The organism is Microbispora hainanensis (assembly GCF_006874475.1).
Taxonomy (GTDB): domain Bacteria; phylum Actinomycetota; class Actinomycetes; order Streptosporangiales; family Streptosporangiaceae; genus Microbispora; species Microbispora hainanensis.
Genome location: NZ_VIRM01000053.1, coordinates 10696 through 34755 on the forward strand (window position 1 = coordinate 10696; position 24060 = coordinate 34755).

Consider the following 24060-nt stretch of genomic DNA (forward strand, 5'->3'; position numbering starts at 1 on the left):
GCCCGGGCCCGCCGAAGGAGACGACGTCGGGAAAGAAGATCGCGTCGCCGAACAGCGGGAAGCACGAGCGGTCGCCCGGCGGCAGCACCCCGACCGACGCCTTCACCTCGACCGGCGCGAGCCCGCCCTTGTCGTCGAAGACGAGCGCGTGCTCCGACGGCTCGGGCACCCGCATCCGGGCGCGCAGCGCGGGCCGGGCGAGCGGGGCCAGCAGGTGGTGGCTGAGCCTGCGGTTGCCGTTCCACGGCAGCACGATGTCCTCGGGCAGCGGGCTGGAGTAGATCACCGCCGTGTCCGGCGCCGCGGCGAGGGAGGCTCGTACGGCGGCCAGGTAGGCCCGCACGCGGTCGCCCGACAGCGTGTCGCGGTAGTTCTGGATCGAGACGATCGACATCGCGAGATAGGCGCCCGCGACGAGGCCCGCCGCGGTGGGCAGCCCGCTCCCGGAGGGTATCGGCCGGCGGTAGGGCTCGGTCTCGTCCCGCGCGGGCAGCAGGGCGAGCCCCAGGCAGACCGCGAGCACGATCGCGGCGTCCGCGACATAGCGGGTCTCGGAGCCGACGACCTGGGCGAGCCCGGTGCCCCGGGCGATCGCCGTGGGCACGCCGTCCGCGGCCACCAGATAGCCCGCCAGGATCAGCCAGGCGCGTACGGCCCGCCGCCGCCACAGCACGGTGGCGGCCACCAGGGCGGCGAGCACGGCCCACCCCGCGCCCACCAGCAGCGGGCCGGGGTCGGCCAGCCCGCCGTTGGGCAGCACCGGGCCCCACGACAGCGGTCCGCCCACCACCCCGGCGGGGAAGACCTGGCCGAGCAGGCGGCCCAGCAGGTCCGCGGCGTCGCCCGGCGCCGGGACGGCCGCGCCCTCGCCCGGCGCGGTGCCGCGGCGGGCCAGATAGAGCGCCGCATATCCGCCCATCAGCAGCATGTAGGAGCCCCACAGCCGCCAGTGGGAGCGCAGCTCGCGCAGCATGAGCGCGATCCACGGGCCCGACCACGGCCGCAGGTGCGACGTGGTGAGCGCGAACAGCAGGAACGGGACGAATACCCCCTTCGTGCTGAACGCCATGCCCGCGAGCACCCAGCAGAACGCCCGGCGGGCGTGCCGTGCCCCGCCCTCCCCGGCCCACCTGACCTGGGCCGTCAGGGCCATGACCATCGCGAGCTGCAGCGGCACCGCGTTGATGGCGGCCGACCACCAGCCGAAGGCCGGGACGGTCAGCGGCGAGAACAGGGCGAAGGCGAGCGGCAGCAGGATCCCGGGCCGGGTGCCGAAGAGCCGCACGAGCAGCCGCAGCAGCATCACCGCCACGGCCGCCTGGACGGCGAGCGTGACCGCCGAGACCAGCAGCCAGTCGTACGGCGACAGCCGCGACAGCACCCAGGTGAGCGCGAGCGCCCCCGGCATCAGGTGACCCTTGTGGACGCGGAACAGGAAGTCGAGCGTCAAGGAGTGCTCGTAGGCGTCGCCCACGAACAGGAAGTCGTCCTCCACGAAGGAGGAGGACGTCAGCACGGGGATCCGCACCGCCAGCGACGCCACGACCAGCAGGACGCCCGCGATCACGACGGGGTTCCGCAGGCTCGCCCGCCATCCCGGCAGGACGCCGGGCCGGTCCGTACGCGTGGTCTGAGTCATCGGAATTCTCCCAGCGCCGTGGGACAAAGGGGGATGTTATGCTCCGGCGCACCCGACAGGAGAGGGACGTCGTGCACGCCGAGCCGTTCCGCGCCGACCTGGCCCGTTCGATCCGCCTGTTCAGCGCCTTCCGCAAGGAGCAGACCGATCCCGACTTCTTCTACGGCCTGCTCGCCCGGGACACCGTCGCCCAGCTCGCGGCGTACGCCGACCTCGACGGCGCGCTCGTCGCCGACGTCGGCGGCGGGCCCGGCTACTTCACCGACGCGCTGCGCGCCGTGGGCGCGCGGCCGGTGTGCGTCGACTGCGACGCCGGGGAGATGAGCGCGCGTACCGGCGCCGTCCCCGACGGCGCGGTGCTCGGCAGCGCCCTCGACCTGCCGATGAAGACCGGCTCCGTCGACGTCTGCTTCTCCTCCAACGTGCTGGAGCACGTGCCCGATCCGTGGCGGATGGGCGACGAGATGGTGCGGGTGACCCGGCCGGGCGGCCTGGTCTACCTGTCGTTCACCAACTGGCTGTCGCCCTGGGGCGGCCACGAGACCTCGCCGTGGCACTACCTGGGCGGGCGCCACGCCGCGCGCCGCTACGCGCGCCGCCACGGCCGCTCCCCCAAGAACGTGTACGGCACGAGCCTGTACGCCGTCTCGGTGGCCCGGGCGCTCGCGTGGGCCAGGCGGCATCCCGGCGCCGACCTCGTCGACGCCCTGCCGCGCTACCACCCTCGCTGGGCGACCCCGGTAATCCATCTACCCGGCGTTCGCGAGATCGTGACCTGGAACCTGCTGCTGGTGCTGCGCCGTCGCTGACCTCACCGGCCGGGTGCCGATCGCATAGCCGCCGGCCAGCAGAACGGCGAGCAGCGCGCACCCCAGCGGGATCCACTCGCGCGTCAGCAGCATCCACCGGCGGAACCGGGCCGCCTCCTCGGCGAAGGCGTGCACCTCGGCGGTGCTCGTCGTCAGGTCGGCGTCGAAGGCGACCAGCCGCTCGACCTGGTCGGGCGTACGCAGCGTGTCGCGCCGCCGCTCCTGCGTGCGCACGGTCAGCCCGCTCTCCGGCTCGACCCAGATCGTGCGGGTGATCTCGGTGTATCTCGCCACGGCGACCCGCTCCTCCTCCGGCATGCCGACCGTCGTGCCGGGCACCGGGCCGGGCAGGTCCGCGGTCTTCACCGGTCCGGCGGAGTAGGTGTAGCGGTAGGCCGGCACGCCCGCGACGGTCTCCTCGCGCTCGAACCGCAGCTGCTCCTCCCGCCGCAGCAGCGGGTCGAACATCGCGTACGACCGCGGCTCGGCCCGGGCGGGCAGCCGGAAGGCCAGCCCGGTCTGCCGCACGCCGGGATCCTCGTCGACGTACGCCCCGCAGCAGTCGACGGCGAGGCCGGTCCGCCGGTCGAAGGCCGTGCGGCGCTCGTGATAGTCGACGCGCTCGCCGTCCCGGGTGTCGAGCGAGGAGAACTCCACCCACACGGCCGTGCGGTCGTCGCCCGCCTGCATATCGCCATAGACCGCCACCGTGTTCTGCACCGGCACGTCGCGGTGCAGACGGAAGGTGGCGGTGTCGAGATAGGTGGCCGAGGGCGAGACCAGCCGCTGCACGCGGGTCTGCTCCAGCGGCACGACCGTGGTCCGCGGATAGACGTAGAAGTGGAACAGCGCCCCCACGGTGATCAGGAAGGCGATGCCCGCCAGGAGGAGCGGGCGCCGCAGCCGCACGAACGCGTCCGTCACCGGCTCACCCCTCCCTGGTCCCGTACGGCGGCCAGCAGCCGGGCGAGCACGACGAGACAGAGCACGTCGGCGGCGAGGCCCTGCCCGGCGGCCTGGGCGAGCCCGGCGAGGCCGAGCGCGACGACCGCCACCCACGCGGAGGCGGCATGCCGGGCGAAGGCCCGCAAGCGGCTCGGATCGGCGTGCTGGGCGGCGGCGATCCCGCGCAGCCACAGGAACGCCGCCAGCGCGGCGGCGACGACGGCCACGCCCGCCACGCCTCCGGCCCACAGCCCGGCGACCGGCGCCGCGATCCACACCCACAGCACGCGAACGCGGCCCGGCCCCACGCCGCGCAGGCGCGACCGGCCCCGCACCAGCGCCAGGGCCACCACCACGAGGGCCAGGCCCAGCCCGGCGAGCAGCGCCGTGCGGTAGGCCCGGTCGGGCTCGTAGCGCAGCACCACCTCGCCGCCGCCGGCCGGCAGCTCCCACGCCTGCCGCCAGCCGTCGAGCCGCGCCGGGGTCAGCCGCACGCCGTCGAGGTACGCCTGCCAGCCGGCGTTGTAGTTCTCGTTGACCACCAGATAGGACGGCGCGGCGGCGGCGACCCGCAGCCGGCGCTCCTGCGGCCCCCACGACATCACCGTGGCGGGGGTGGCCGTCACCTTCTCGTGGTCCTCGCCGGCTCTGTTGTCCAGCACCACCGAGCGCACCCGGAAGGCGTCGCCCGGCGCCACGCTGACCCGGCTGCGGCCCTCGGTCAGGTGCAGGGGCGCGCACCCCGAGTAGGTCAGCGGACGGCCGTTGAGCACGTCGTCGAGCGTGCCGCCGACCACCCGGGTCGGCACGTCGTCGCCGTCCACCCGCAGCGTCGGGCCATAGCCGCAGGGCAGCCGCAGCGGGATGGCGCCGAGGCCGCCGAGGGGTTTCACCCCGGGGACGGCGATCTCGGCCACCTCGATCGGGCGGGAGGCGGGCGCGGTGAACTCGATGGTGAAGGTCCGCGTCTTCAACGCGGGGAACGTGAACACGCCGTCGCGGTCCACCCACCCCTGCACGGCCCGCTCCCCCGCGCGCAGCGTGAGCTTCACCGGCGGGATGCCCTGCGCCGAGTCGGGGAACAGCACCCGGATCCGGGAGAAGCTCCGGGTCGTCCCCAGGTCGATCGACAGCGTCGGATGCCGGTCGAACGGCTGGGCGTACCACAGCGTCGCAGGGTCGCCGTCCATCGCCTGGCGGCCCAGCACGGCCCCGTGCTCGGTGGCCGTCGACGACGCGCTGACGTGCGGATACCGGTCCGGCAGCGTGGTGAGCAGGTCGGCCGCCTTCGGATCGCTGAGCACGGCCTGCCCGCGCACCGTGCGCACACCGGCCCGCGTCACGGGGATGAGCCGGTCGAAGCCGTAGCCGTCCTCGCCGAGGATCTGCAGGCGTGATGAGCAGGTCCAGGTGACCGAGCCCCGCATGCACGCGTCGGCGTCCCCCCGCCTGGTGAGCAGCACGGTCCCCGGATCCAGCACGGTCCCCGGATCCAGCACGGTTCCCGGATTCAGCACGGTTCCCGGATTCAGCACGGTTCCCGGGTCGCCCGTTCCGGTGTCCGGCACCGCGATCGTCCGCACCGCCCGCACGCCCGGGATGCGCAGGTCGGTGATGCCGGCCCGGCTGCCGAGCGTGGTCTTCGGCTCGTACGCGAGCCGGGTCACCCGGATCCGCAGCCACGAGCTCGTCCCGGGCACCGGGCGCAGCGGCTGGAGCGCGTCGGTGCGCGCCACCGCCACCCGGCGGACGCCGCGCTCGGTCTCCAGCGCGACCTCGGCCACCGGCGGGCCGAGCGTCCCCTGCTCGAAGGCCGCCGAGATCTCGGTCAGGTCCACCGGGCCGGTGAAGCGGACCTTCAGCCACTCCCCGACCGCGCCGTGCCAGCCGTCCGACCGCCAGCCCGTGCGCGGGTCGTCGTCGAGCGCGGCGTACGGCTGCCGCCCCGGGTCGCGCTGGCCCACCGCGGCGGTGACGGCGGAGTCCGCCGAGGAGGCGGTGACGTCCTTCACGTCGAGATAGCGGGCGGTCGAGGTGGCCGCCGACCAGGCCGGGTCGGTGAGATCGGTGGTGACCGGCGCCTGGCCCTCCGGCAGCGTCGCCGACGCGATGCGCCGCACATCGCCGAACACGATGTCGCGTTTGCGCAGCGTGTCGGTGAGGATCGTGTCACGGGCGGGGATCGCCGCCGCCCCCGGCTCGTCGCCCACCAGCACCGGGCGGTCGCCGGTGAGCAGCCCCTCCTCGGCCAGGTCGAGCACGGCCTCGGGGGCGCCCTCCACATGCAGCGTGCCCGCGCGGGGCACGGTCGAGACGAGCGGGGCCGTTCCGGGGATCGTGTAGACCTCCAGCGCCGGGTAGGGCTGGTCGAGCCAGCCCGAGGCGGTGCCGTTCGCGGTCAGGCCGATCAGCGGCCCGAACTCGGCGGTCCGCGACAGCCCGGAGTCCTGCAGCGTCTGGTGCACCCGGGCGGGCCAGGCGGTGCCGAGCGTCTCCCTGACCAGATCGTTGCGGATGAGCAGGTGGGTCACCCCGGCCCGGCGCAGGGCCTCGGTGAGACCGGGCGAGCCGTGCCCGGTGGCGAAGCGCTCGTCCACCGCCTGCACGAGCCGGGCCAGGCCGGGCGACCCCCACGGCACGTTGGCATGGGTGGCCCAGCGGGCGGTCAGCAGCGACTGCATGGGCTCGTCGAGCGGGCGGCCCCACAGATACTCGCCCCGCGCCGAGCCGGGCATGGCGAGCACCATGCCGTCGCCCGTGTTGCGGTTCAGCCAGGTGGCCGCCTCGCGCCAGTAGGCGGGGATGTCCGCGAAGGCCCCGCGGGCGGTCACCCCGGCCGTCCCCACCGGCACGAGCGTGAGCGCGAGCAGCCCGGCCGCCGCCGCGGTGACGGGCCTGCGCAGGCGCACCGCCCCTGTTGCCGGCAGGGCGATCGGAAGCGCGGCCAGGCCGAGCGCGAGCGGCAGCCGGATCAGCGCGTCGAACTTGTGCAGGTTGCGGAACGGCGCGAGAGGCCCGTCGAGCAGGTCCTTGACCTGACCGGTCCAGGGGTGGGCGAGGTCGCCCGCGTGCCCCGCGGTCACGATCAGGAGACCGGCGATCACACACAGGACGAGGAACGTCCGCTCGGGGGTGGACCTGCGGACGACGCCGGTCAGCCCGAGCCCGGCCATCAGCGCCGTCGCGGCGACCAGCCACGGCACGGTCGCCTGCTCGTAGGCCGCGGGAAGCCACGGCTGCCCGTCCACGGGCAGGAACGAGATCCAGCTCGACGTGCCGCGCAGCGCGTTCACCAGGGAGGTGACGCCGGTGGTCGCCGACGCCGTCTCGATGAACGGCAGGAACGAGAAGATGTAGCGCCCGAGCAGCAGCAGCGGGACGAGCCACCACATCGACACCAGGCCGGCGAACGGCAGCCACCAGCCGAGCAGCGCCCACTTGCGGCCGCCGTGACGGCGGCTGAGCAGGTAGAGCAGCGGGACGACCAGCACGGCCAGCTCCGCCGCCGCGTTGACGCCGCCCGCGAAGAGGAACGCGGCGGCCGACAGCGCGGCGGCCCGGCGCGGGCTCCGCCCCTCTCGGGTGCCGTGCACCAGGGGCAGCAGCATCCACGGCAGCACGGCGCTGGGCTGGAACTCCGAGGAGTTGATCCCGATCAGCGCCAGCGCGTGCGGGGCCAGGGCGTAGGCGAGCGCGCCGAGGACGCGGGTGCCGGGCGAGCCGATGCCCATCGCCCGGGCCAGCCGCTCGGTGCCGAGGAACGCCGCGCACAGCACGAGCGACATCCAGAGCCGCTGGATGTCCCAGGCGGGCATGTCCAGGGCCCGGAAGAGCACGTAGAACGGCCCCATCGGGAAGAGATAGCCGTACGCCTGGTTCTGCAGGTGGCCGAAGTAGGCCGGATCCCACAGGTGGAGCGCGCGGCCGAGGAACCCCAGGGGGTTCACCGCCATGTCGAGCTTGGTCTCGGAGATCACCGCGCCGGGCGCGGTGTTGAACGCGACGGCCGCGAGCAGCAGGCAGCCCGCCAGCAACCGGAGCCGGTGCCGCAGCGTACGGCCCGGCGGCGCGGCGCGCTCGGCGGGGGCGGGAGCCTCGCCGGGTTCCTCCGGCGTGCGCATCACCTCTTCCCGGGCGGGACCGGGCTCCCTCGGGTGGACCGAGACGTCGACGGACACGGGCGCTCAGGACTTCCCGGAGCGGGACTTTTCAGAGCCGGACTTCCCGGAGCGGGACTTCTCCGAGCCGGACTTCTCCGGGCCGGACTTCTCCGGGCCGGACTTCTCGGGGCCGGACTTCTCGGGGCCGGACTTCTCCGAGCCGGACTTCTCCGAGCCGGCGCCGGGGGTTCGCGCGGGGAGCCGGTCGAGCTCGCCCGCCACCAGCCTGGTCATGGCCGCCCCCGTCTTCCCCCAGGTGAACTCGCCCGCCCATTGGCGGCATGCCCGTGCCATCCGCGCCCTGGTCAGGGGGTCGTCCAGCTCGCGCAGCGCCTGGCCGACCACGTCGGCGAGCCGCTCGCCGTCGCGCACCAGCCACCCCGTCACGCCGTGCCGTACGGAGTCGCGGAGGCCGGCCACATCGTAGGCGACGGTGGGCACCCCCAGCGCGGCCGCCTCGATCACGGTCAGCCCCCATCCCTCGAACTCGGAGGCCGTGACGTTGAGCCTGGCGCCGCTCAACACCGCGTTCTTCTCCCTCTCGGGCAGGAACCCGTGCAGGTGGACGCGTCCGGCCACGTCGGGCCTGCCCGCCCGCTCGGCCAGCCGCTCGTGCTCGGGGCCTCGCCCGATCACGTGGACATGCAGGCCGGGACGGCCGGGCACCAGCTCGGCGGCGAGCTCGACCACCCGCTCGACGCGCTTGTGGCCGACCAGGCGGCCGAGGTAGACGACGGCAGGATCGCCGGGCACCGGCTCCCGCGCGACGGGCCGTGCGGTCGGGCTGCCGTTGGGCACCACCTCGATCGGCGCCAGCCAGCGCAGGCGCGCACGCATCTCGTCGCGGGACGACTCGGAGACCGTCACCGTCGTGCACCGCCGATAGAGCAGCCGCGCCACCGGCCCCTCGATGAAGCAGCCGATCCGCGCCAGCCACCGGGGGAAGAAGGCGTAGAACTGCCGGTCGTGCACGTGGTGCACCACGCAGATCACCCGCGTACGGCGGCGTGCCACGACCGGCGAGAAGAACGGGATGCCGTTCATGCAGTCGATGATGACGTCGAACCGGCGGCGGTGCAGCAACAGCCAGAGCGGGACGAGAAGGTAGACCAGGTATTTGTTGCCCATCCGGCGCAGTTCGATGCCGTCACGCGACTCGCCCCGGGTCTGGAAGCGCTCCCGGCTGGTGAGGAAGTGGACGCGCGCCCCCTGGCCGACGAGGTAGGCCGAGACCCGCCAGGCGTACTCCTCCGCGCCGCCCGCGACGGTCTGGCTCGGTTCGCGGAAGTTCAGCACGGCCACGCGTACGCCGTCGAGCAGGAGAACGGCGGCGGGTGCCGCGGCCGTGCCGGTGGCCGCCAGATGCGGCCTGTCGGGCGGTTCGAGAGGGGCCGGGTGCCCCGAGGACTTCGCCTTCGCACCCTGTGCGACCACGACCACTCCTTCGGGTGACGCGTCTCGGGCGAGTTCGGGGAGGCACCGCGCGAGTGGCCGGCTGTACGGGTGGTCCGGGGGCGCGGCGGGCGGGGCGGTGCGGGCGAACCGGGGCACGGACGCATGAGGGCATGGCGCGACCACGCCCCTGACGAACTGGGTCTTCGCGGGGAGTCCTTTTCGAGAAAGTCCTTATGGCACGGGCGTCAGGTCTGGTGCGCTCACCTGTCGCCGTAGTTGTAGAGCGGCTTGTTCGGCGGCTCGGCGGTGGGCGCGGCCACGTTGACGACCGCCACGGAGGCGACGCCGGCGAGCACGGCCCCGACCGCGAGAGCAGCCAGCACCTTCAACACGTGGCTTCCTCCTTGTCGGAACGCACAGTGTCTTGGTATGCACGGTGTCTTGGGATATCTACGGTGTCTTGGGGTAGTACGGTGGGCCGAGATTAGAACGTGATACAGCTCCTACACCATAGCCTTGGTCAAACCGTGATAAAAAGACTTACCGTCCAGTATGCCGCGAGACGCAGGTCTTCCCAGATCACAGACGCATCAGGAGAAGTTCCCGACCCCTGTAGACGAGGGCCGCTCCCGGCAGCCGAGACAAGAACGTGTTCTCATCGACTCCTCCGGCGAGCACGTACCGCACTCCCTCCCGCCGCAGCGCCGCTGTGAGTGACGCCGTGGGCGACGCAGTGGGCGACGCAGTGAGCGGCACGGAGAGCGGCACGGAGAGCGGCGCAGTGGGCGACGCAGTGGTCGGCGCCGCCTCGGGCGCGGCCAGCAGCGCGCCGATGCGCCGCGCGCGCGGGCTCTCGGCGGCCAGCCGGATCCGTGTCCCGTCACCCGCGCCGACGACGAGCCCGTCGTTCCACACCACAGGCCGGGAGAACATCTTGGTGGCGGGATCGAGGACGACCCGGCCGCCGTTCCACGAGAACGCCCGGTAGGCGCTCCAGGGCAGCGACAGCAGCGCGCCGGGGGCGGGATCCCCGTTGACGACGGCCTGCACGCGGCGCCATTCCTCGGAGTAGCCGGCCGTCCCGAGCCTGCCGAAGGCGCCCAGCGCGAACGTCGGCAGGGCCAGCACCGGCACCGCCACCGCGGCCACGGCGACCGGCGCGGGCAGGGCGGCGCGCAGGGCCGTCACCGCCACCGCGACCCCCACGGCCTGCGCCAGCGCGAGCGGCGCGACGTACGCCTGGCCGTCGCGGAGCGGGCCGAACCCGGCCCACCAGCCGATCAGCGCGCGCGGCGCGCCCGGCGCGAACGCCCCGGCGCACGCGATCAGGACACCTGCGCACGCCGCCGTGGCCAGGCCCCGCCACCATGCGGGCCGCCGTACGAACCCGAGCCGGACGAACCCGAGCCGTACGAACCCTGCGACCGCGACGAGAGCCAGGGCGAGGCGGACGGCGGCGAGCGCGGGCATCTCCTGTCCCGGCACGACGGCATGGGAGTTCCAGATGCCGCCGAGCGTGAGCAGGCTGCCGAGCGTTCCAAAGGGCCCGTCGGCCCGGGGCGCGAAGGCGGCCACCCCGGCGGGATCGGCCGCGGCGTCCGCCCTGGCCACCGAAGCGAGCGCCGGGATAAGCCACGGCAGGCCGAGCACGGCGAGGACGCCCGCCGTGGTCAGCACCGCCCGCGCCCGGCCTCCACCGCCGCCTTCCCCGCGGTCGCCCTTCTGGCGCAGCGCGGCCACCGGGAGGACGGTCAGGGCGCTGACGAGCATGGCCTGGAACCCGCCTATGGCAGCGGGCAGGAGGGCCACCGCGAGCCGCACGGCCCCGCCGCGCGACACGGCGGGCGACACGGCGGGCGACACGGCCTGCGACACTGCGCGCACGGCCCAGGGCAGCCCGGCATATCCGAGCAGGAGCGCCCACTGGCCGATGAGCAGGCGCTGGGCCAGATAGGCGTTCCAGGCGTAGAACGCCGCCGCGGCCAGCCGGGGCACGATCCCGCCCCCCGGCAGGGCGTCGCGCGCGAGCGCCGCGGCCCCCGACGCGGCCAGCACGAACAGCCCGAGCAGGATCGCCTTCTGCACGATCTCGCCCGGGATCACGGCCGACAGCACCGCCACGACCTGGTCGCTCGGCACGGCCCGGGGAAAGCCGTCGCCGAGGCGCACCGGCGGGTCCGGCACGAAGACCATGTCGTAGCGCAGGACGAATCCCGGCCCGAGGGCGGGCCCGAGCGCCAGTACCCCGAACGCCAGGCCGAGCAGGACCGGCCCCAGCCGTACGAGCACCGCCCCTGGGGAAGCGCCGGCACGCCCCCCGAGGCCACGCCACGCAAACCGGAAGGGCCGCCACATAGTCGTACAGGCTAGTGCCGGTCACCCGGGCGCCCGGGGGCCTGCATGACCGGCCGATCACCCGAGGGCTACTTGCCCGGCTCGGGGTCGCGGGGCAGCCCGAGCATGCGCTCGGCGATGATGTTGAGCTGCACCTCGGTGGTGCCGCCGTAGATCGTCATCGCGCGCGTGGCGAGCACGGCACGGTTCCAGTAGCCGGCGTCGCCGAGCTTCCAGTCGGCGGCGGTGACGGCGGCCGTGCCGAGCAGCGAGACCGCCACCTCGGAGACGTGCTGCGCGTGCGCGGTGGACAGCAGCTTGCGCACCGACGCGTCGGCGCCCGGCTCGCTGCCGGCGAGCTGCTTGAGGGTCACCCGCAGCGACAGGGCGTTGATCGAGTGCGCCTCGCAGACGACGCGGGCGAGGTCCTGCCGCTCGGCGGGGGTGAGCTCACGGCCGAGCCGGCCGACGAGGCCGAGCAGGTCGGGTACGGAGGCGCCGGTGCCGCCCGAGCCGGACGACAGCGAGACCCGCTCGTTCGACAGCGTGTTCCTGGCGACGCGCCACCCCTCGTCGACCTCGCCGACGACCATCTCGTCGGGCACGAAGACGTCGTCGAGGAACACCTCGTTGAAGAGGTTCTCCCCGGTCATCTCGGTCAGGGGCCGCACGGTGACGCCCGGCGCCTTCATGTTCACGAGGAAGTACGTGATGCCGTCGTGCTTGGGCTTGGAGGTGTCGGACCTGGCGATGCAGATGGCCCACTCGGCGACGTGCGCCACCGACGTCCAGATCTTCTGGCCGTTGAGCTTCCAGCCGCCCTCGACCTTCTCCGCCTTCATCTGCAGCGACGCGAGGTCGGAGCCGGCCTCCGGCTCGGAGAAGAGCTGACACCAGATCAGCTCGCCGCTCAGCGTCGGCGGCAGGAACCGCTCCTGCTGCTCCGGCGTGCCGTACGTGACCAGCGACGGCACCACCCACGCGCCGATGATCATCTGTGGCGGCTTGATCTTGGCCGCCCTGACCTCCTGGTGGATGAGCACCTGCTCCAGCGGTGAGGCCGCGCGGCCCCAGGGCCCGGGCAGGTGCGGCATGACGAAACCGGCCTTGGCCAGCGCGCGCTTCTGCTCGGCGCCTTCCAGGGCGGCGATCTCGGCGAGCTCCGCCCGGATGGACGCGCGCAGCGGCTCCGACTCCTCCGGCAGGTCGATCTCCATCTCCCGGGCGACACCCTGGAGAGCGAGCCCGGCCACCCGGTCGGACCACTCCGAGGAGGAGCCGAGCAGCGCGCGGAGGGTCAGCGCCCGGCGGTAGTAGAGGTGCGCGTCGTGCTCGAAGGTGTAGCCGATGCCGCCGAACGTCTGGATCGCGTCCTTGGCGCACTGCACCGCCGCGTCGGGCGCCATGACGGCGGCGATGGCGGCGGCGTAGTCGCGCTCGGCGCCCTCCGCCCGGGTGGCGTCCCAGACGGTGGCCCGCGCCTGCTCCAGCGCCACCAGCATCCGCGAGATCTTGTGCTTGATGCCCTGGAACTGGCCGATCGGGCGGCCGAACTGCACCCGGACCTTGGCGTAGTCTGCGGCGGCGGACACACACCAGGCGGCCACCCCGGCAGCGTCCGCCCCGAGCACGATCGCGGCCACGTTCCGCACCTCGGCGCCGGTCAGGCCGGTCAGCACCCGCTCGGCGGGGACCCGTACGCCGTCCAGCTCGACCTTGGCCACGCCGCGGGTGAGGTCGAGCGACTTGACGGCGGTGACCGTCGCCTGGGCGGCGTCGATGGCCACCCACTCCTCGCCGCCGTCCGTGGCCACCGGCAGGACCAGCACGTCGGCGACCGTCGCGCCGAGGACATATCCGGCCGCGCCGCTGATCGTCAGCGCGTCGTCGTCGCGGACGCCGGTGATCTCGGCGTCGAGCGCCACCGCGCCGGTCAGCGACCCGTCCGCGAGCCCGGGCAGCAGCTCGGCCTGGGCCTTGCCCTCGGAGGCGAGGATCGCGGCGCTGGCGAGCACGGTCGGCACCATCGGGCCGGGCGCCACCCGCTCCGACAGCGCCTCGATCGCCACGGCCGCCTCCAGGAGGCCGTAGCCGGAGCCGCCGAACTCCTCGGGAACGTGCAGCCCGAGCAGCCCCTGGCCGGCGAGGGCGGGCCAGAAGGCCGGGCGCTCCTCCGTTCCCGGATCGGCGAGGACGCCCACCGTGCTTCGCACGAGTTCGGCGGGCACGGCCCGCTCGGCCCATCCGCTCACCGACTCGCGAAGCGCCTCGTGCTCCTCGCTCAGCCCGATCGCCATAAGATCCTCCAGCCCTAGGTCCTTGTAGAACCATATTCTAGAGGAATATTCGCTGGCTAGGCCGGGTTCCGCGCGCTCCGGTATCGGCCGTTCCCGGCGCCCGTCATGAGCTGCGCCGGTCCCGGCGCGCCGCCTTGCGGCGACCGTAAGCGCAGGTAGACAGGGGACTATGCAGCTCTCACGGAAGGTCCTCCGCACGGTCGCCACCCCAGCCGTGGCCGTGCTGGTCGCGGGGGGATGCTCGCCGGGAACCGAGATCGCCTCTCCGACCGCCCCTCCGAAGACGAGAACGGCCGCGCCCTTGCCGACCCGCCCGATCGAGCTGGAGATGACCTACGAACAGGTCATCAAGAGCGTCCTTCCGTCGATCGTGCAGATCACCACAGGGGAGGCGCTCGGCTCGGGCATCGTCTACGACACCGACGGCCACATCGTGACGAACGCCCACGTCGTGGGAGCCGCCACGACGTTCCAGGTCACGCTGGCGACCGGTGGCAAGCCGAGGAGGGCCAGGCTGGTGAGCTCCTATCCCGCCGGCGACCTGGCCGTCATCCAGGTCGAGGACAAGACCGGGCTCACGCCCGCGACCTTCGGCCGCTCCGCCGACCTCAAGGTCGGCCAGATCGTGCTCGCGATGGGCAACCCGCTCGGCTTCTCCGGCAGCGTGACCCAGGGCATCGTGTCGGCCCTGGGCCGCACCGTGACGGGCGAAAGGCACGCCGGCGGCGGCGCCGCGACCATCACCAACGCCGTGCAGACCTCCGCGCCCATCAACCCCGGCAACAGCGGCGGCGCGCTGGTCGACCTGTCCGGCCAGGTCATCGGCATCCCGACGCTGGCCGCCGTCGACCCCAACCAGGGCACCGCGCCCGGCCTCGGCTTCGCGATCCCGAGCGACACCGCGACCGACGTCGCCCGCCAGATCATCCAGTATGGCCGGGTCGTCAACAGCCACCGGGCGGCCCTCGGCGTACGGGTGGGCACGGCGGTCGACGCGGCCGGCGAGCCGATCGGCGTGGCCGTCGGCTCGGTGGCCCCCGGCGGCAGCGCGGACAAGGCCGGCATCCGCGCCGGCGACGTGATCCTGAAGGTCAACGGCACGCCCACGCCCACAGCCACCGACCTGGCGCAGGTCCTGGCGACGCTCAAACCGGGCGACAGGGCCCAGGTCGAGCTGCTGCTGCCGGACGGCACCAAGAAGACGGTCACCGTCGTCCTCGGCGAACTGCCCGCCGGAGGATGACCCCGATCCTGACAAAGTGGTGTGAGATAGCGCGGAAACGCTTGGAGGCGGCTCCTACCTGCTTGTTACGTTCGATTCCGTGATCTCACCGCGACTCACCCGGTTCATCGCCGGGCTGCCCAAGGCGGAGCTGCACGTCCACCACATCGGCGCGGCGTCCCCGCACATCGTCGCCGAGCTCGCCGCCCGATATGAGGGAACGACGCCCGTGCCCGCCGACCCCGCCGAGGTCGCGGCGTTCTACGACTTCCGCGACTTCGCTCATTTCCTCCAGGTCTATCTGCAGGTGGTGGACCTGGTGAGGACCTCGGAGGACCTGTGGACGCTGACCTACGGCGTGGGCGGCGACCTGGCCGCCCAGCAGGTGCGGTATGCCGAGCTGACCGTGACACCCCATTCCCAGCTCGTCCGGGGCTTCGCCCCGCAGGAGTTCTGCGAGGTGATCGAGGACGCCCGCCGCAGGGTCGAGGCGGACTTCGGCACCGTGCTGCGCTGGTGCTTCGACATCCCCGGCATCCCTGGCCCGCCCGCCGATCAGACGCTCGCCGTCGCGCTCGGCCAGCGGCCGGACGGCCTGGTCAGCCTGGGCCTCGGCGGCCCGGAGACCGGAGTGCCCCGGTCGCAGTTCGCCCCGCACTTCGCCGCGGCCCGCGCCGCCGGGCTCCACTCGGTGCCGCACGCCGGCGAGGTCACCGACGCCGATTATGTCTGGCAGGCCGTACGCGACCTCGGCGCCGAGCGGATCGCGCACGGCATCCACAGCGTGGGCGACCCGGCGCTGCTGGAACACCTGGCCGAGCACAACATCACACTGGAGGTCTGCCCCACCTCCAACGTCTGCACGGGGGCCGTGCCCAGCCTCGCCGAGCATCCGCTGCCCGCACTGGTCGCCGCCGGGGTGCCGGTCACCGTGAACAGCGACGACCCGCCGATGTTCGGCACCGACCTCAACCGGGAGTACGCCGTGGCGGCCGAGCTGCTCTCCCTGGACGAGAAGGGCGTCGCCGGCCTCGCCCGCGCCGCGGTGGAGGCGTCCTTCCTCGGCGCCGACGGCAAGTCGGCGCTGCTCGCGGAGATCGACGCGTACGCCGCTCAGAACTCGTCGGCGCCGCTCACCTGAGCGATGTCGAAGACGTGCCGGGAGGCGGCGCAGATGGTCTCCAGCAGGTGAATCGGCAGGTCATCGGCCGAATAAGCCGTTCGCACGATCTGGACCACCCACTCGCCGAGGTCCAGGTGCAGCGTGGCCGCCTCGTCGTCCCGGGGCGGCCGGGCGACCAGCTGCTCCTCCGCCCGCCCGAACCGGTGGCCCTGCTCCTCGATGCGCGCCTGCAGGCTCGGCGCGAGGAAGCCCGGCTCGCACAACGGGGTGTCCCCGAAGAGGTCGAGCCGCAGGAAGCTCGTGGCGACCCGCACCGGCACGTCGCCGGCGAGCAGCAGCTTGCGCCGGGCCAGCACCGGCGTGCCCGGCTCGACCCGCAGCCCGGTGGCCACATGCTCCGACGCGGGCTCCGCGCCGACGTACAGCATCCGCCGCCCGGCCCGCACCCCCTGCATCTGGGCCTCCGTCAGGAACAACGAGGCCGATCCCCGAACGGCAGGCTCCGACGGCAACGCCCGCCGCACCAGCACTCTCGGCTCCCCCACGACTTCCAGCTCCCCCACGGCGGATCCCCTCCCACGTACCGCCCCGACAGTACTCGTCACGATCCGCGACTCCGTACTCGTCCTCGGTTCGGGGCACCGGCCCGGACACCTACGGCACGTAGGCGTGCCACTAGGCGACGCGTCCGGTCCGAAGTCCGGCAGACAGCGGAAAGGGCGGGGAGGAAGCGTTCGCTTCCTCCCCGCCCTTCGGCGGAGATGTGGAGGTGGCGGGAATCGAACCCGCGTCCTTCAACACCAAGACAGGGCTTCTCCGGGTGCAGCCTGTTGCGCTTTTCTCGGCCCCGGCAATCTCACAGGCGAGTCGCCGACGGGCCCAGTCACTGTTTGGTTTCCCGTACGGCCCCGTGACCGGGCCGGACGGTTGAGCCTTCTAGCGATGTCAGTTCCGGGCCGAAGGCACTCCCGGGCTGACAGAGGTTACTCGCTGCTTAGGCGGCGAGAGCCAGGGAAGCCTGGCTGACCTCAGTGCTCTTCTTATTGGCACTTATTGTTTTGCGGTCACAGTGTTGACGGGGTTATGTCCGCAGTCCCCGACCCGCTTCCCCTGACTTGCAATGTCGAAGTCGAAACCGGTCACCCCCTGTGCAGTTGTCAATCCAGACCCGAGGGCCTGGCAAGACAAGCTTACTCGTGACAACACCGGCGACGCGACTCGAATTCCGGTGGGACGCCGAAGCCCCCGGGATCGCGGCCTGTGGCGCGCGTCCCGGGGGCCGACCGGCAGGGTCGAGCCGGTCGAGACGGGCAGGGCTCCCCCCGAGATGGAGCCCTGTCCTCATCACGGCGACTGGGCCCGCAACCCCCCAAGCGGGTCCCAGTCACCTAGAAAGACGCCGGTCGCCGCCCTGATGGTTGCTCGCCTCCGAGCCTTTTTCAGATCTGGGGCTGAGCCTCGCGGAAGAAGCTCCCGGCGATCGCCGACGCGGCCGCCAGGTCGCCGCTCTCCGACAGCACGGCGATCGCGACGTCCCCCTGCCAGCCCACGAACCACGAGAGCCTGGTGCGCTCCTTCTTCTCCGTCTGGGTGACCTCGGCGGCCACGCCGTACACGGGGTCGCCGGGGGCGGAGGCGGCGGAGGCCGCGCCGGACGTCACACCGGCCCGCATGAGCGTGCGCAGCTTCGCGGTGATCGCGGGGTCGAGCGTCACCGGCTGGGCGGTGGCCTGCGTGGCGCCACCGCCGGCCGACGGGTCGGGGGCGGCGGGCGAGGTCACCAGCACCGGCGGCCGCCACGTGCCGGACTTGACGGCCGCGGCGACGAGGGCCATCGCCAGCGGGCTCACGCGGGCACCCTGACCCGCCATGATCTTCGCGATGGCGGCGTCGCCCTTGGGGGCGTTCATCGACCCGCTGAACGTCTTCAGCGGCAGCCTCCAGTCGCCGCCGATGCCGAACTGGGTCGCGCTGTCGGCCAGCCGCTGCCCGCTGATCCGCCGGGCCAGCGACGCCAGGGCGGTCACACAGCCCTGTGCGAAGTCGGTCTGGAAGGTCGGCGTCGTCACCCCGACGACGCCCGGCTGCTGGAAGCGGGCGCCGCCCACGGTGCGGTCGGCGCTGCAGGGCACCTTCTGCTTCGGGTCGAGGCCCGACTCGAGCAGTCCTTCCGCGGCGATGATCGAGAAGGCGGTGCCGGCCGCGAACTTGCCGGCCAGCGCGTCGTTCTCCTGGTGCAGCTGGTTGGTGGAGACGGCGAGCACCTCACCGGTGGATGCCTGCACCGCGACGAGCGCGGCAGGGCGGGGTCCGGCCACGGCGGAGTCGCCCACGTTCTGCAGGCGGCTGTCGATCGTGGTCTGGACCGACGAGTTCTCCCGTCCCGGCCACGCCTTGAGCTCCTTGACCTGCCGGCCGGTAGCGTTGTCGAGGATGACGACCCGGGTCTCGGTCGAGCCGGTGAGCTGGTCCTGGTAGGCCCTCTGCAGGCCGTCGCGGCCGAGCGTGTCGCCGGCCCGCTGCGGTCCGCCGAGTTTCTGCTCCGCCTCCGGTGTGATCGCCGTGACTACCCCGACGATCTGGGTGGGCGACTTGGGGGCGACCGGCGGGTTGTCGATCTGGAACTCCAGACCCGGAATGGCCTCCAGCTTGGACTGGATCTGGGCGAACTTCGTCCGCCCGAACGTCGCGAGGGGGACGAAGTCCTGCGGGGGCGACGACAGGATGCGGCTCAGCAGGCGGTCCTGGGCGAAGCCGGTGACCTTCGAGAGCTGGTCGCAGAGCCGGCCGGCGTCCTTGACCTTGGCGGGGATGACCCCGGCGACGTGCAGCACGGTCTCGTTCTGCAACGGGTTGCCGTTCCGGTCGAGGATCGGCTTGCGGCCCTTGGGGACGGTGGCGACCGCGAGCCGCTGCCCGGGGTGCAGGTCGGGGTGGATGACGCTCGGCGACCACCGCACCTTCCACTGGCCGCCGACCAGGTGGAGGGGCAGGTTGCCGTCGTACTGCCAGAGGGGGTTGTTCTCACCGAGGTCCACCTCGGCGTGGTAGCCGGCCTGCGCCGCGTCGCCGTCCTGGCTGATCCCCCGCAGGGTGAAGCGGATCGAGGCGGCGTCGAGTTGCAGCCGGGCGTCCTCCAGCGACTTGCGCACCACCGCCGCGTTGCCGTCGGAGCGCCGCGCGGCGGCGGCGTAGTCGCCCGTCTGCCAGCCGACGAGGAAGTCGCGCACCGCGTCGTGCGGCGTCGGCTCCTCGAAGCAGCCGGTCAGCAGGGGCGCGGCCAGCCCCAGCGCGAGCGCGGCCCGTACGGCTCTCGCCCGGACGACCCCGAATGATCGGAAGGACACGGGCTAACGGCCCCCCCGCCGGCGGACCGCGTTCGACATGGCCCGCGCCATCTCCCGGCTGGCCTGCTTCTCCATGAGCGTCTGCCGCTTGTCGTAGTCCTTCTTACCCCTGGCGACGCCGATTTCGATCTTCGCCCGGCCGTCCTTGAAGTACATCGACAGCGGGATCAGCGTGAGGCCCTTCTCCTTCAGCGTCGCGTCGAGCTTGCCGATCTCCTTGCGGTTCAGCAGCAGCTTGCGCGTCCGCCGGGCGGCGTGGTTGGTCCAGGTGCCCTGGCTGTACTCCGGGATGTACACGTTGATCAGCCAGACCTCGCCGCCCTCGACCGACGCGTAGCCGTCGGTCAGGTTGGCCTTTCCCGCCCGCAGGGACTTGACCTCGGTGCCGGTCAGGACGAGACCGGCCTCGTAGGTGTCCTCGATGAAGAAGTCGTGCCTGGCACGCTTGTTCTGGGCGATCAGCTTGCGCCCGGTCTCACGTGGCATAAGGGGAGCCTACCGTCGCCTCGAAGGGCGGAAACGAGTTGCGCGGCGGTGCGGGCTCACACCCGCAGGTAGCGGCGCAAGGTGACGAAAGAGGCGAGCACACAGATGAGCACGCCGATGGCCATGGTGCCGGTGATCACGCCCGCGACCGTGTCCCAGCCGAGGGGCGCGGCCATATAGGTCTGGATCGACTCGAAGATGAAGACCTTGACGATGATCAGGATCACACCGGACAGGACGCCGCCGATGAGGCCCGCGATCAGACCCTCCAGCACGAACGGCAGCTGGATGTAGATGTTGGAGGCGCCCACCAGCCGCATGATGCCGGTCTCTCTCCGGCGGTTGTACGCCGACAGCCGGACCGTGTTGCCGATCAGCAGGGTCGCCGCGATCACCATGAGGATCGCGATGCCGAGCGCCACGTTGCGCAGCGTGTCCATGAAGCCGAAGACCGACTGGAGCAGGTCGCGCTCGTTGACGACGTTGGAGACGCCGGGCTGCCCCTTGAGGCTGCCGGCCACGGCCGCCGCCTTCTCCGGGTCCTTCAGCTTGACCCGGAACGACTCCGGCATGTCCTCGGGCTTGGTCACCGAGAGGAGCAGCGTGTTGCTCTCCGTGCTCTGGAAGTTCTTGAACGCCTGGGCCTGGTTCTCGAACTGCACCCGCTCGACGTCCGGCAGCGCCTTGATCGTCTGCTCCAGGTTGCCCTTCTCCTCCTGCGTGACCGCGCCTCTGTTCTTGCACGGTTCGAAGGGCGAGCCCTTGGTGCACAGGTAGACCGACAGCTCGACCTTGTCGCTCCAGAAGCCGGTCAGCTTCGAGACCTGGGAGTTGATCATCAGTCCGACGCCGAGCAGCGCCATGCCGACCGCCACCGTCACGATCACCGCGATGGTCATCGTGAGGTTGCGCCGAAGGCCGATCCAGACCTCGGAGAAGATGAAGTTGGCCCGCATGGTCCCAGTTACTCCTAATACGCCTGGCCGTACACGCCGCGCGACTGGTCGCGGACAATCTTGCCGTCCTCGAGCTCGACCACGCGCTTGCGCATGGAGTCGACGATCGCGGCGTCGTGTGTCGCCATGAGGACGGTCGTGCCGGTCCTGTTGATTCGGTCGAGCACCTTCATGATGCCGATGCTCGTGGCGGGGTCGATGTTTCCGGTCGGCTCGTCGGCGAGCAGGATCATCGGCCGGTTGACGAACGCGCGGGCCATCGCGACCCGCTGCTGCTCGCCACCGGACAGCTCCTCCGGCATGCGGTGCGCCTTGCCCTCGAGGCCGACGAGCTCGATGACCTCGGGGACGACCTTGCGGATGAAGCGGCGCGGCTTGCCGATGACCTCCAGGGCGAACGCCACGTTCTCGTAGACGTTCTTGTTCGGCAGCAGCCGGAAGTCCTGGAAGACGCAGCCGATACGGCGGCGCAGGTGCGGCACCTTGAAGTTGGACAGCTTCGACAGGTCCTTGCCGGCCACGTGGATGGAGCCGCTGTTGGGCCGCTCCTCCTTCAGCACCAGCCGGAGGAAGGTGGACTTCCCCGACCCTGACGGACCGACCAGGAACACGAACTCGCCCTTGTCGACGTCCACGCTCACGTGGTCGAGGGCGGGCCGGTTTTGGTTCGCGTAGACCTTGGTGACATTATCGAAATGGATCACGGGCGCATCACGGCTAGCCAGTCTAGGGGGTTGGACGGCCGGTCTGGGGGTCGCCGGTCACTTTGCTCTGGATCGACGTTCCGTTTGGCCAGAGGCCAGTCTAGGGGTAACACTGGCATGGAACGTCCATAACGGAAACAAAACGATTAGCCCTTGGGCGATGGGGCGGTAAAGCTGCTATGAGCTGCGAACATCTGATCTGCGCCGCGTGCGCGGGCCCCGTGGTGGAGGGGCGCTGCCCCGTCTGCCGAGAGGGCCGCGCCAAGGTTCACCACCACGGGTTCATGGGGCTGTCGCCCCTGGCCATCGCGCTGATCGTGCTACTGGTCGTGGCGCTCGTCGCGCTCACGCACGTCAGCGGTTACTGACCGTCACCCGACTCCTGGCGGCGCGTCCAGCGGATCTCGCCCTCGATGAACTCGTCGAGGTCGCCGTCCAGGACGGCGGAGGGGTTGCCCGCCTCCACGCCCGTGCGCAGGTCCTTGACGATCTGGTAGGGGTGCAGGACGTAGTTGCGGATCTGCGTGCCCCACGACGTCGTCGTCTCGCCGCGCAGCTCGTTCATCGCCGCGGCCTCCTCCTGGCGCTTGCGCTCCAGCAGCTTGGCCTGGAGGACGGCCATCGCCGTCGCCCGGTTCTGCAGCTGCGACCGCTCGTTCTGGCAGGAGACCACGATCCCGGTCGGGAGGTGGGTGATCCGTACGGCCGAGTCGGTCGTGTTCACGCCCTGGCCGCCCGGCCCGGACGACCGGTAGACGTCGATGCGCAGGTCGTCTTCGTTGATGTCGATGTGGTCGGTCTGCTCGACCACGGGCACCACGTCGACGCCCGCGAAGGAGGTCTGCCGGCGGCCCTGGTTGTCGAACGGGCTGATCCGCACCAGCCGGTGGGTGCCGTGCTCGCCCCTGAGCGTGCCGTACGCGTAGGGGGCCTTGACCGCGAACGTGGCCGACTTGATGCCGGCCTCCTCGGCGTAGGAGGTCTCGTAGACCTCCGCCGGGTAGCCCTTGCGCTCGGCCCACCGCAGGTACATGCGCAGCAGCATCTGGGCCCAGTCGGCCGCGTCGACGCCGCCCGCCTGCGCGTTGATGGTCACCAGCGCCTCGCGGGCGTCGTACTCGCCCGACAGGAGCGTCCGGACCTCTAGCGCGCTGACCTCGGACCTGAGCGCGGCGAGCTCCCGTTCCGCCTCGGCCAGCGCGTCCTCGTCGCCCTCTTCGGACGCGAGCTCGAACAGGACCGGCAGGTCCTCCAGGCGGCGGCCCAGGCCGTCCACCCGGTTGACCTCGGCCTGCAGGTGGGACAGCTTGCTGGTGACGCGCTGCGCCTGCTCGGGGTCGTTCCACAGGTCGGGCGCGGCAGCCTGGTCCTCCAACTCGGCGATCTGCTTGCGCAGGGCGTCGAGGTCGAGCACGTCCTGAATGCCCCTCAGCGTGCCGCTAAGCTCGTTGATCTCTTCGGCTGGATCGATGACTGCCACGTCTGTAAAGGGTACGCGAATCGGAGACCCGGTCAGGCAGTCCGCCTCGGTAGCATGTGCATCGATTGCATGGGGAGGCTGGCGTGAACGGGGTCGTTCGGAGTGCGCTGGCCGTTGCCCTTCTCACTTCCACGATCGCCGCCTGCTCGGGCGGGGAGCCGGCCCTGCCGACGGCCAGCCCGGCGGCGGCCACCTCCGCCCTGCCGAGTCCCGGCGCGAGCCCGTCGTCGTCGGCGAATTCCCCGGCCGTGACCCTGGATGAGGCCTCCGAGGCGTTCGACGCGTTCCTCGACACCGACAACGTGCTGCGGCAGGCCGGGGCCGGCCGGTGGGCGCTCCTGCTCACGCAGGACGGCCAGCGGCCCATCACGATCGCCGGCATCCACTCGCGGGCGGGCAAGCCCGCCCACTACACGTGGGATCGCCGCAACGTGCTCGTGCCCCGGCAGAGCGGCCGCTCGACCGTCTGGTTCGCGGCCACCGCGCGGCGGCGCGACACCTCCGGCGAGGTCCGCACGGGCGTGTTCACGTTCGTACGGCGGGGCCAGGACGGCCGGTGGCTCAACAGCTTCGCGTCGCTCCTCTACCCCGGGGAGACCCCACCCCCGGTCGCCCTCGACGAGGACGGGTACGCCACGGCGCTGGAGGCCCGCGACGGCTCGGTGGCCATCAGCCCCAACCTGATGGGCCCGCTGCACGCCACGGTCGCCGAGGAGGGCCCCAAAGGCTACGCCTCCGGGCTGATCGCCCCCGGCCCGCAGACGACGGGCTTCTACGACGAGATCAGCAAGGCCAAGGAGACGGCGAAGGCCGACGACTGCATGAACTACGAGTCGATCTTCGCCTCGGCCCCCAACTATCCGATCTTCGCGCTGCGCACGAGCGACGGCGGCGCGATGATGCTCTACACGCTGATCCGCACGTCCTCGTGGACCCCGAGCCCGCAGGGGCTCAAGTGCGGCGAGGGGCGTCCGGTGGCGGTGCCCGCGGAGGCCCGCTGGCTGCTGAGCCCCACGAAGAGCCTGTTCATCCGGCAGAAGCGGCAGATCATCGAGACCCAGCAATACGTGAGCGCGGTGCCGCCCAAGGCGTCCACCGCGCCCGCGCACGTCGTCGGCTACGAGGGCATCGTCACCGGCGGCTCCAACCACTGATCGACCGGC

The 24060-nt window shown here is 72.1% G+C and carries 17 protein-coding genes and 1 other RNA gene; 5 read left to right on the forward strand and 13 right to left on the reverse strand.

Annotated elements, in window-relative coordinates:
- Window positions 1–1677: 1677 nt before the first annotated feature.
- Complete coding sequence (locus FLX08_RS31930; protein ID WP_142623984.1) at window positions 1678–2448, forward strand: class I SAM-dependent methyltransferase; 771 nt, start codon at window positions 1678–1680, stop codon at window positions 2446–2448.
- Here the strand turns inward: FLX08_RS31930 and pgfA are convergent.
- The 6 genes from pgfA to FLX08_RS31955 form a co-directional block, all read right to left on the reverse strand.
- Window positions 2389–3372, reverse strand: coding sequence for a cell envelope lipid trafficking protein PgfA (pgfA, locus tag FLX08_RS31935; RefSeq protein WP_167530648.1), 984 nt, complete (start codon window positions 3370–3372; stop codon window positions 2389–2391). The two genes, FLX08_RS31930 and pgfA, sit on opposite strands and share 60 nt — an antisense overlap.
- The gene (locus FLX08_RS31940) at window positions 3369–7571 is read right to left on the reverse strand and encodes an alpha-(1->3)-arabinofuranosyltransferase domain-containing protein (protein WP_244313059.1); all 4203 of its coding nucleotides are present in this window, start codon (window positions 7569–7571) and stop codon (window positions 3369–3371) included. The genes pgfA and FLX08_RS31940 overlap by 4 nt, the downstream gene beginning before the upstream one ends.
- A 6-nt stretch (window positions 7572–7577) precedes the next feature.
- The gene (locus tag FLX08_RS31945; protein WP_244313060.1) at window positions 7578–8987 is read right to left on the reverse strand and encodes a glycosyltransferase family 4 protein; all 1410 of its coding nucleotides are present in this window, start codon (window positions 8985–8987) and stop codon (window positions 7578–7580) included.
- A gap of 221 nt (window positions 8988–9208) precedes the next feature.
- Entirely contained in the window at window positions 9209–9340 is a 132-nt protein-coding gene (locus tag FLX08_RS43085) for a hypothetical protein (protein ID WP_256862666.1), read from the reverse strand.
- A 187-nt stretch (window positions 9341–9527) separates the two neighbouring features.
- Window positions 9528–11237, reverse strand: a complete 1710-nt coding sequence (locus FLX08_RS31950) for an MmpA family trehalose lipid delivery protein (RefSeq protein ID WP_208761787.1) — start codon at window positions 11235–11237, stop codon at window positions 9528–9530.
- A 134-nt stretch (window positions 11238–11371) separates the two neighbouring features.
- The gene (locus FLX08_RS31955; protein ID WP_142623986.1) at window positions 11372–13579 is read right to left on the reverse strand and encodes an acyl-CoA dehydrogenase family protein; all 2208 of its coding nucleotides are present in this window, start codon (window positions 13577–13579) and stop codon (window positions 11372–11374) included.
- 169 nt (window positions 13580–13748) lie between these two features.
- Here FLX08_RS31955 and FLX08_RS31960 point away from each other — a divergent pair, with 169 nt between their 5' ends.
- Both FLX08_RS31960 and FLX08_RS31965 read left to right on the forward strand, forming a co-directional pair.
- Window positions 13749–14822, forward strand: coding sequence for a S1C family serine protease (locus FLX08_RS31960; RefSeq protein ID WP_142623987.1), 1074 nt, complete (start codon window positions 13749–13751; stop codon window positions 14820–14822).
- Between the two features lie 79 nt (window positions 14823–14901).
- Entirely contained in the window at window positions 14902–15942 is a 1041-nt protein-coding gene (locus FLX08_RS31965; RefSeq protein ID WP_244313061.1) for an adenosine deaminase, read from the forward strand.
- On the opposite strand, the gene FLX08_RS31970 is transcribed toward FLX08_RS31965, so the two are convergent.
- The 6 genes from FLX08_RS31970 to ftsE form a co-directional block, all read right to left on the reverse strand.
- A complete protein-coding gene (locus FLX08_RS31970; RefSeq protein ID WP_244313062.1) occupies window positions 15915–16487 on the reverse strand; it encodes a UTRA domain-containing protein in 573 nt (190 codons plus the stop codon). The genes FLX08_RS31965 and FLX08_RS31970 overlap by 28 nt on opposite strands.
- Window positions 16488–16685: 198 nt before the next feature.
- Window positions 16686–17071: a transfer-messenger RNA gene (ssrA, locus tag FLX08_RS31975) on the reverse strand.
- A gap of 292 nt (window positions 17072–17363) precedes the next feature.
- A complete protein-coding gene (locus FLX08_RS31980; protein WP_142623988.1) occupies window positions 17364–19271 on the reverse strand; it encodes a penicillin-binding transpeptidase domain-containing protein in 1908 nt (635 codons plus the stop codon).
- Window positions 19272–19274: 3 nt separating this feature from the next.
- On the reverse strand, window positions 19275–19757 hold the full coding sequence (gene smpB, locus FLX08_RS31985) for an SsrA-binding protein SmpB (protein WP_142623989.1): 483 nt from the start codon (window positions 19755–19757) through the stop codon (window positions 19275–19277).
- Between the two features lie 56 nt (window positions 19758–19813).
- Window positions 19814–20713: a permease-like cell division protein FtsX gene (gene ftsX, locus FLX08_RS31990; RefSeq protein ID WP_142623990.1), complete on the reverse strand. Its 900-nt coding sequence runs from the start codon at window positions 20711–20713 to the stop codon at window positions 19814–19816.
- Window positions 20714–20727: 14 nt separating this feature from the next.
- Window positions 20728–21417, reverse strand: a complete 690-nt coding sequence (ftsE, locus tag FLX08_RS31995; protein ID WP_079315626.1) for a cell division ATP-binding protein FtsE — start codon at window positions 21415–21417, stop codon at window positions 20728–20730.
- Between the two features lie 179 nt (window positions 21418–21596).
- On the opposite strand from ftsE, the gene FLX08_RS32000 reads away from it, so the two are divergent.
- Window positions 21597–21785, forward strand: coding sequence for a hypothetical protein (locus tag FLX08_RS32000; protein ID WP_142623991.1), 189 nt, complete (start codon window positions 21597–21599; stop codon window positions 21783–21785).
- On the opposite strand, the gene prfB is transcribed toward FLX08_RS32000, so the two are convergent.
- On the reverse strand, window positions 21779–22897 hold the full coding sequence (gene prfB / locus FLX08_RS32005) for a peptide chain release factor 2 (RefSeq protein WP_142623992.1): 1119 nt from the start codon (window positions 22895–22897) through the stop codon (window positions 21779–21781). The two genes, FLX08_RS32000 and prfB, sit on opposite strands and share 7 nt — an antisense overlap.
- Window positions 22898–22980: 83 nt before the next feature.
- Between prfB and FLX08_RS32010 the strand changes: the two genes are divergently transcribed.
- Window positions 22981–24051 (forward strand): DUF8094 domain-containing protein, encoded by a 1071-nt coding sequence (locus tag FLX08_RS32010; protein WP_142623993.1) that lies wholly within the window; start codon window positions 22981–22983, stop codon window positions 24049–24051.
- Window positions 24052–24060: the final 9 nt, after the last annotated feature.

What these genes read in the sequence shown, in the direction of transcription:
- FLX08_RS31930 (WP_142623984.1), top strand. Translation starts at nt 1,678, where the DNA reads ATGCTCCGGCGCACCCGACAGGAGAGGGACGTCGTGCACGCCGAGCCG.
- FLX08_RS31955 (WP_142623986.1), bottom strand. Translation starts at nt 13,579, where the DNA reads ATGGCGATCGGGCTGAGCGAGGAGCACGAGGCGCTTCGCGAGTCGGTG.
- FLX08_RS31960 (WP_142623987.1), top strand. Translation starts at nt 13,749, where the DNA reads ATGCAGCTCTCACGGAAGGTCCTCCGCACGGTCGCCACCCCAGCCGTG.
- smpB (WP_142623989.1), bottom strand. Translation starts at nt 19,757, where the DNA reads ATGCCACGTGAGACCGGGCGCAAGCTGATCGCCCAGAACAAGCGTGCC.
- ftsX (WP_142623990.1), bottom strand. Translation starts at nt 20,713, where the DNA reads ATGCGGGCCAACTTCATCTTCTCCGAGGTCTGGATCGGCCTTCGGCGC.
- FLX08_RS32000 (WP_142623991.1), top strand. Translation starts at nt 21,597, where the DNA reads ATGAGCTGCGAACATCTGATCTGCGCCGCGTGCGCGGGCCCCGTGGTG.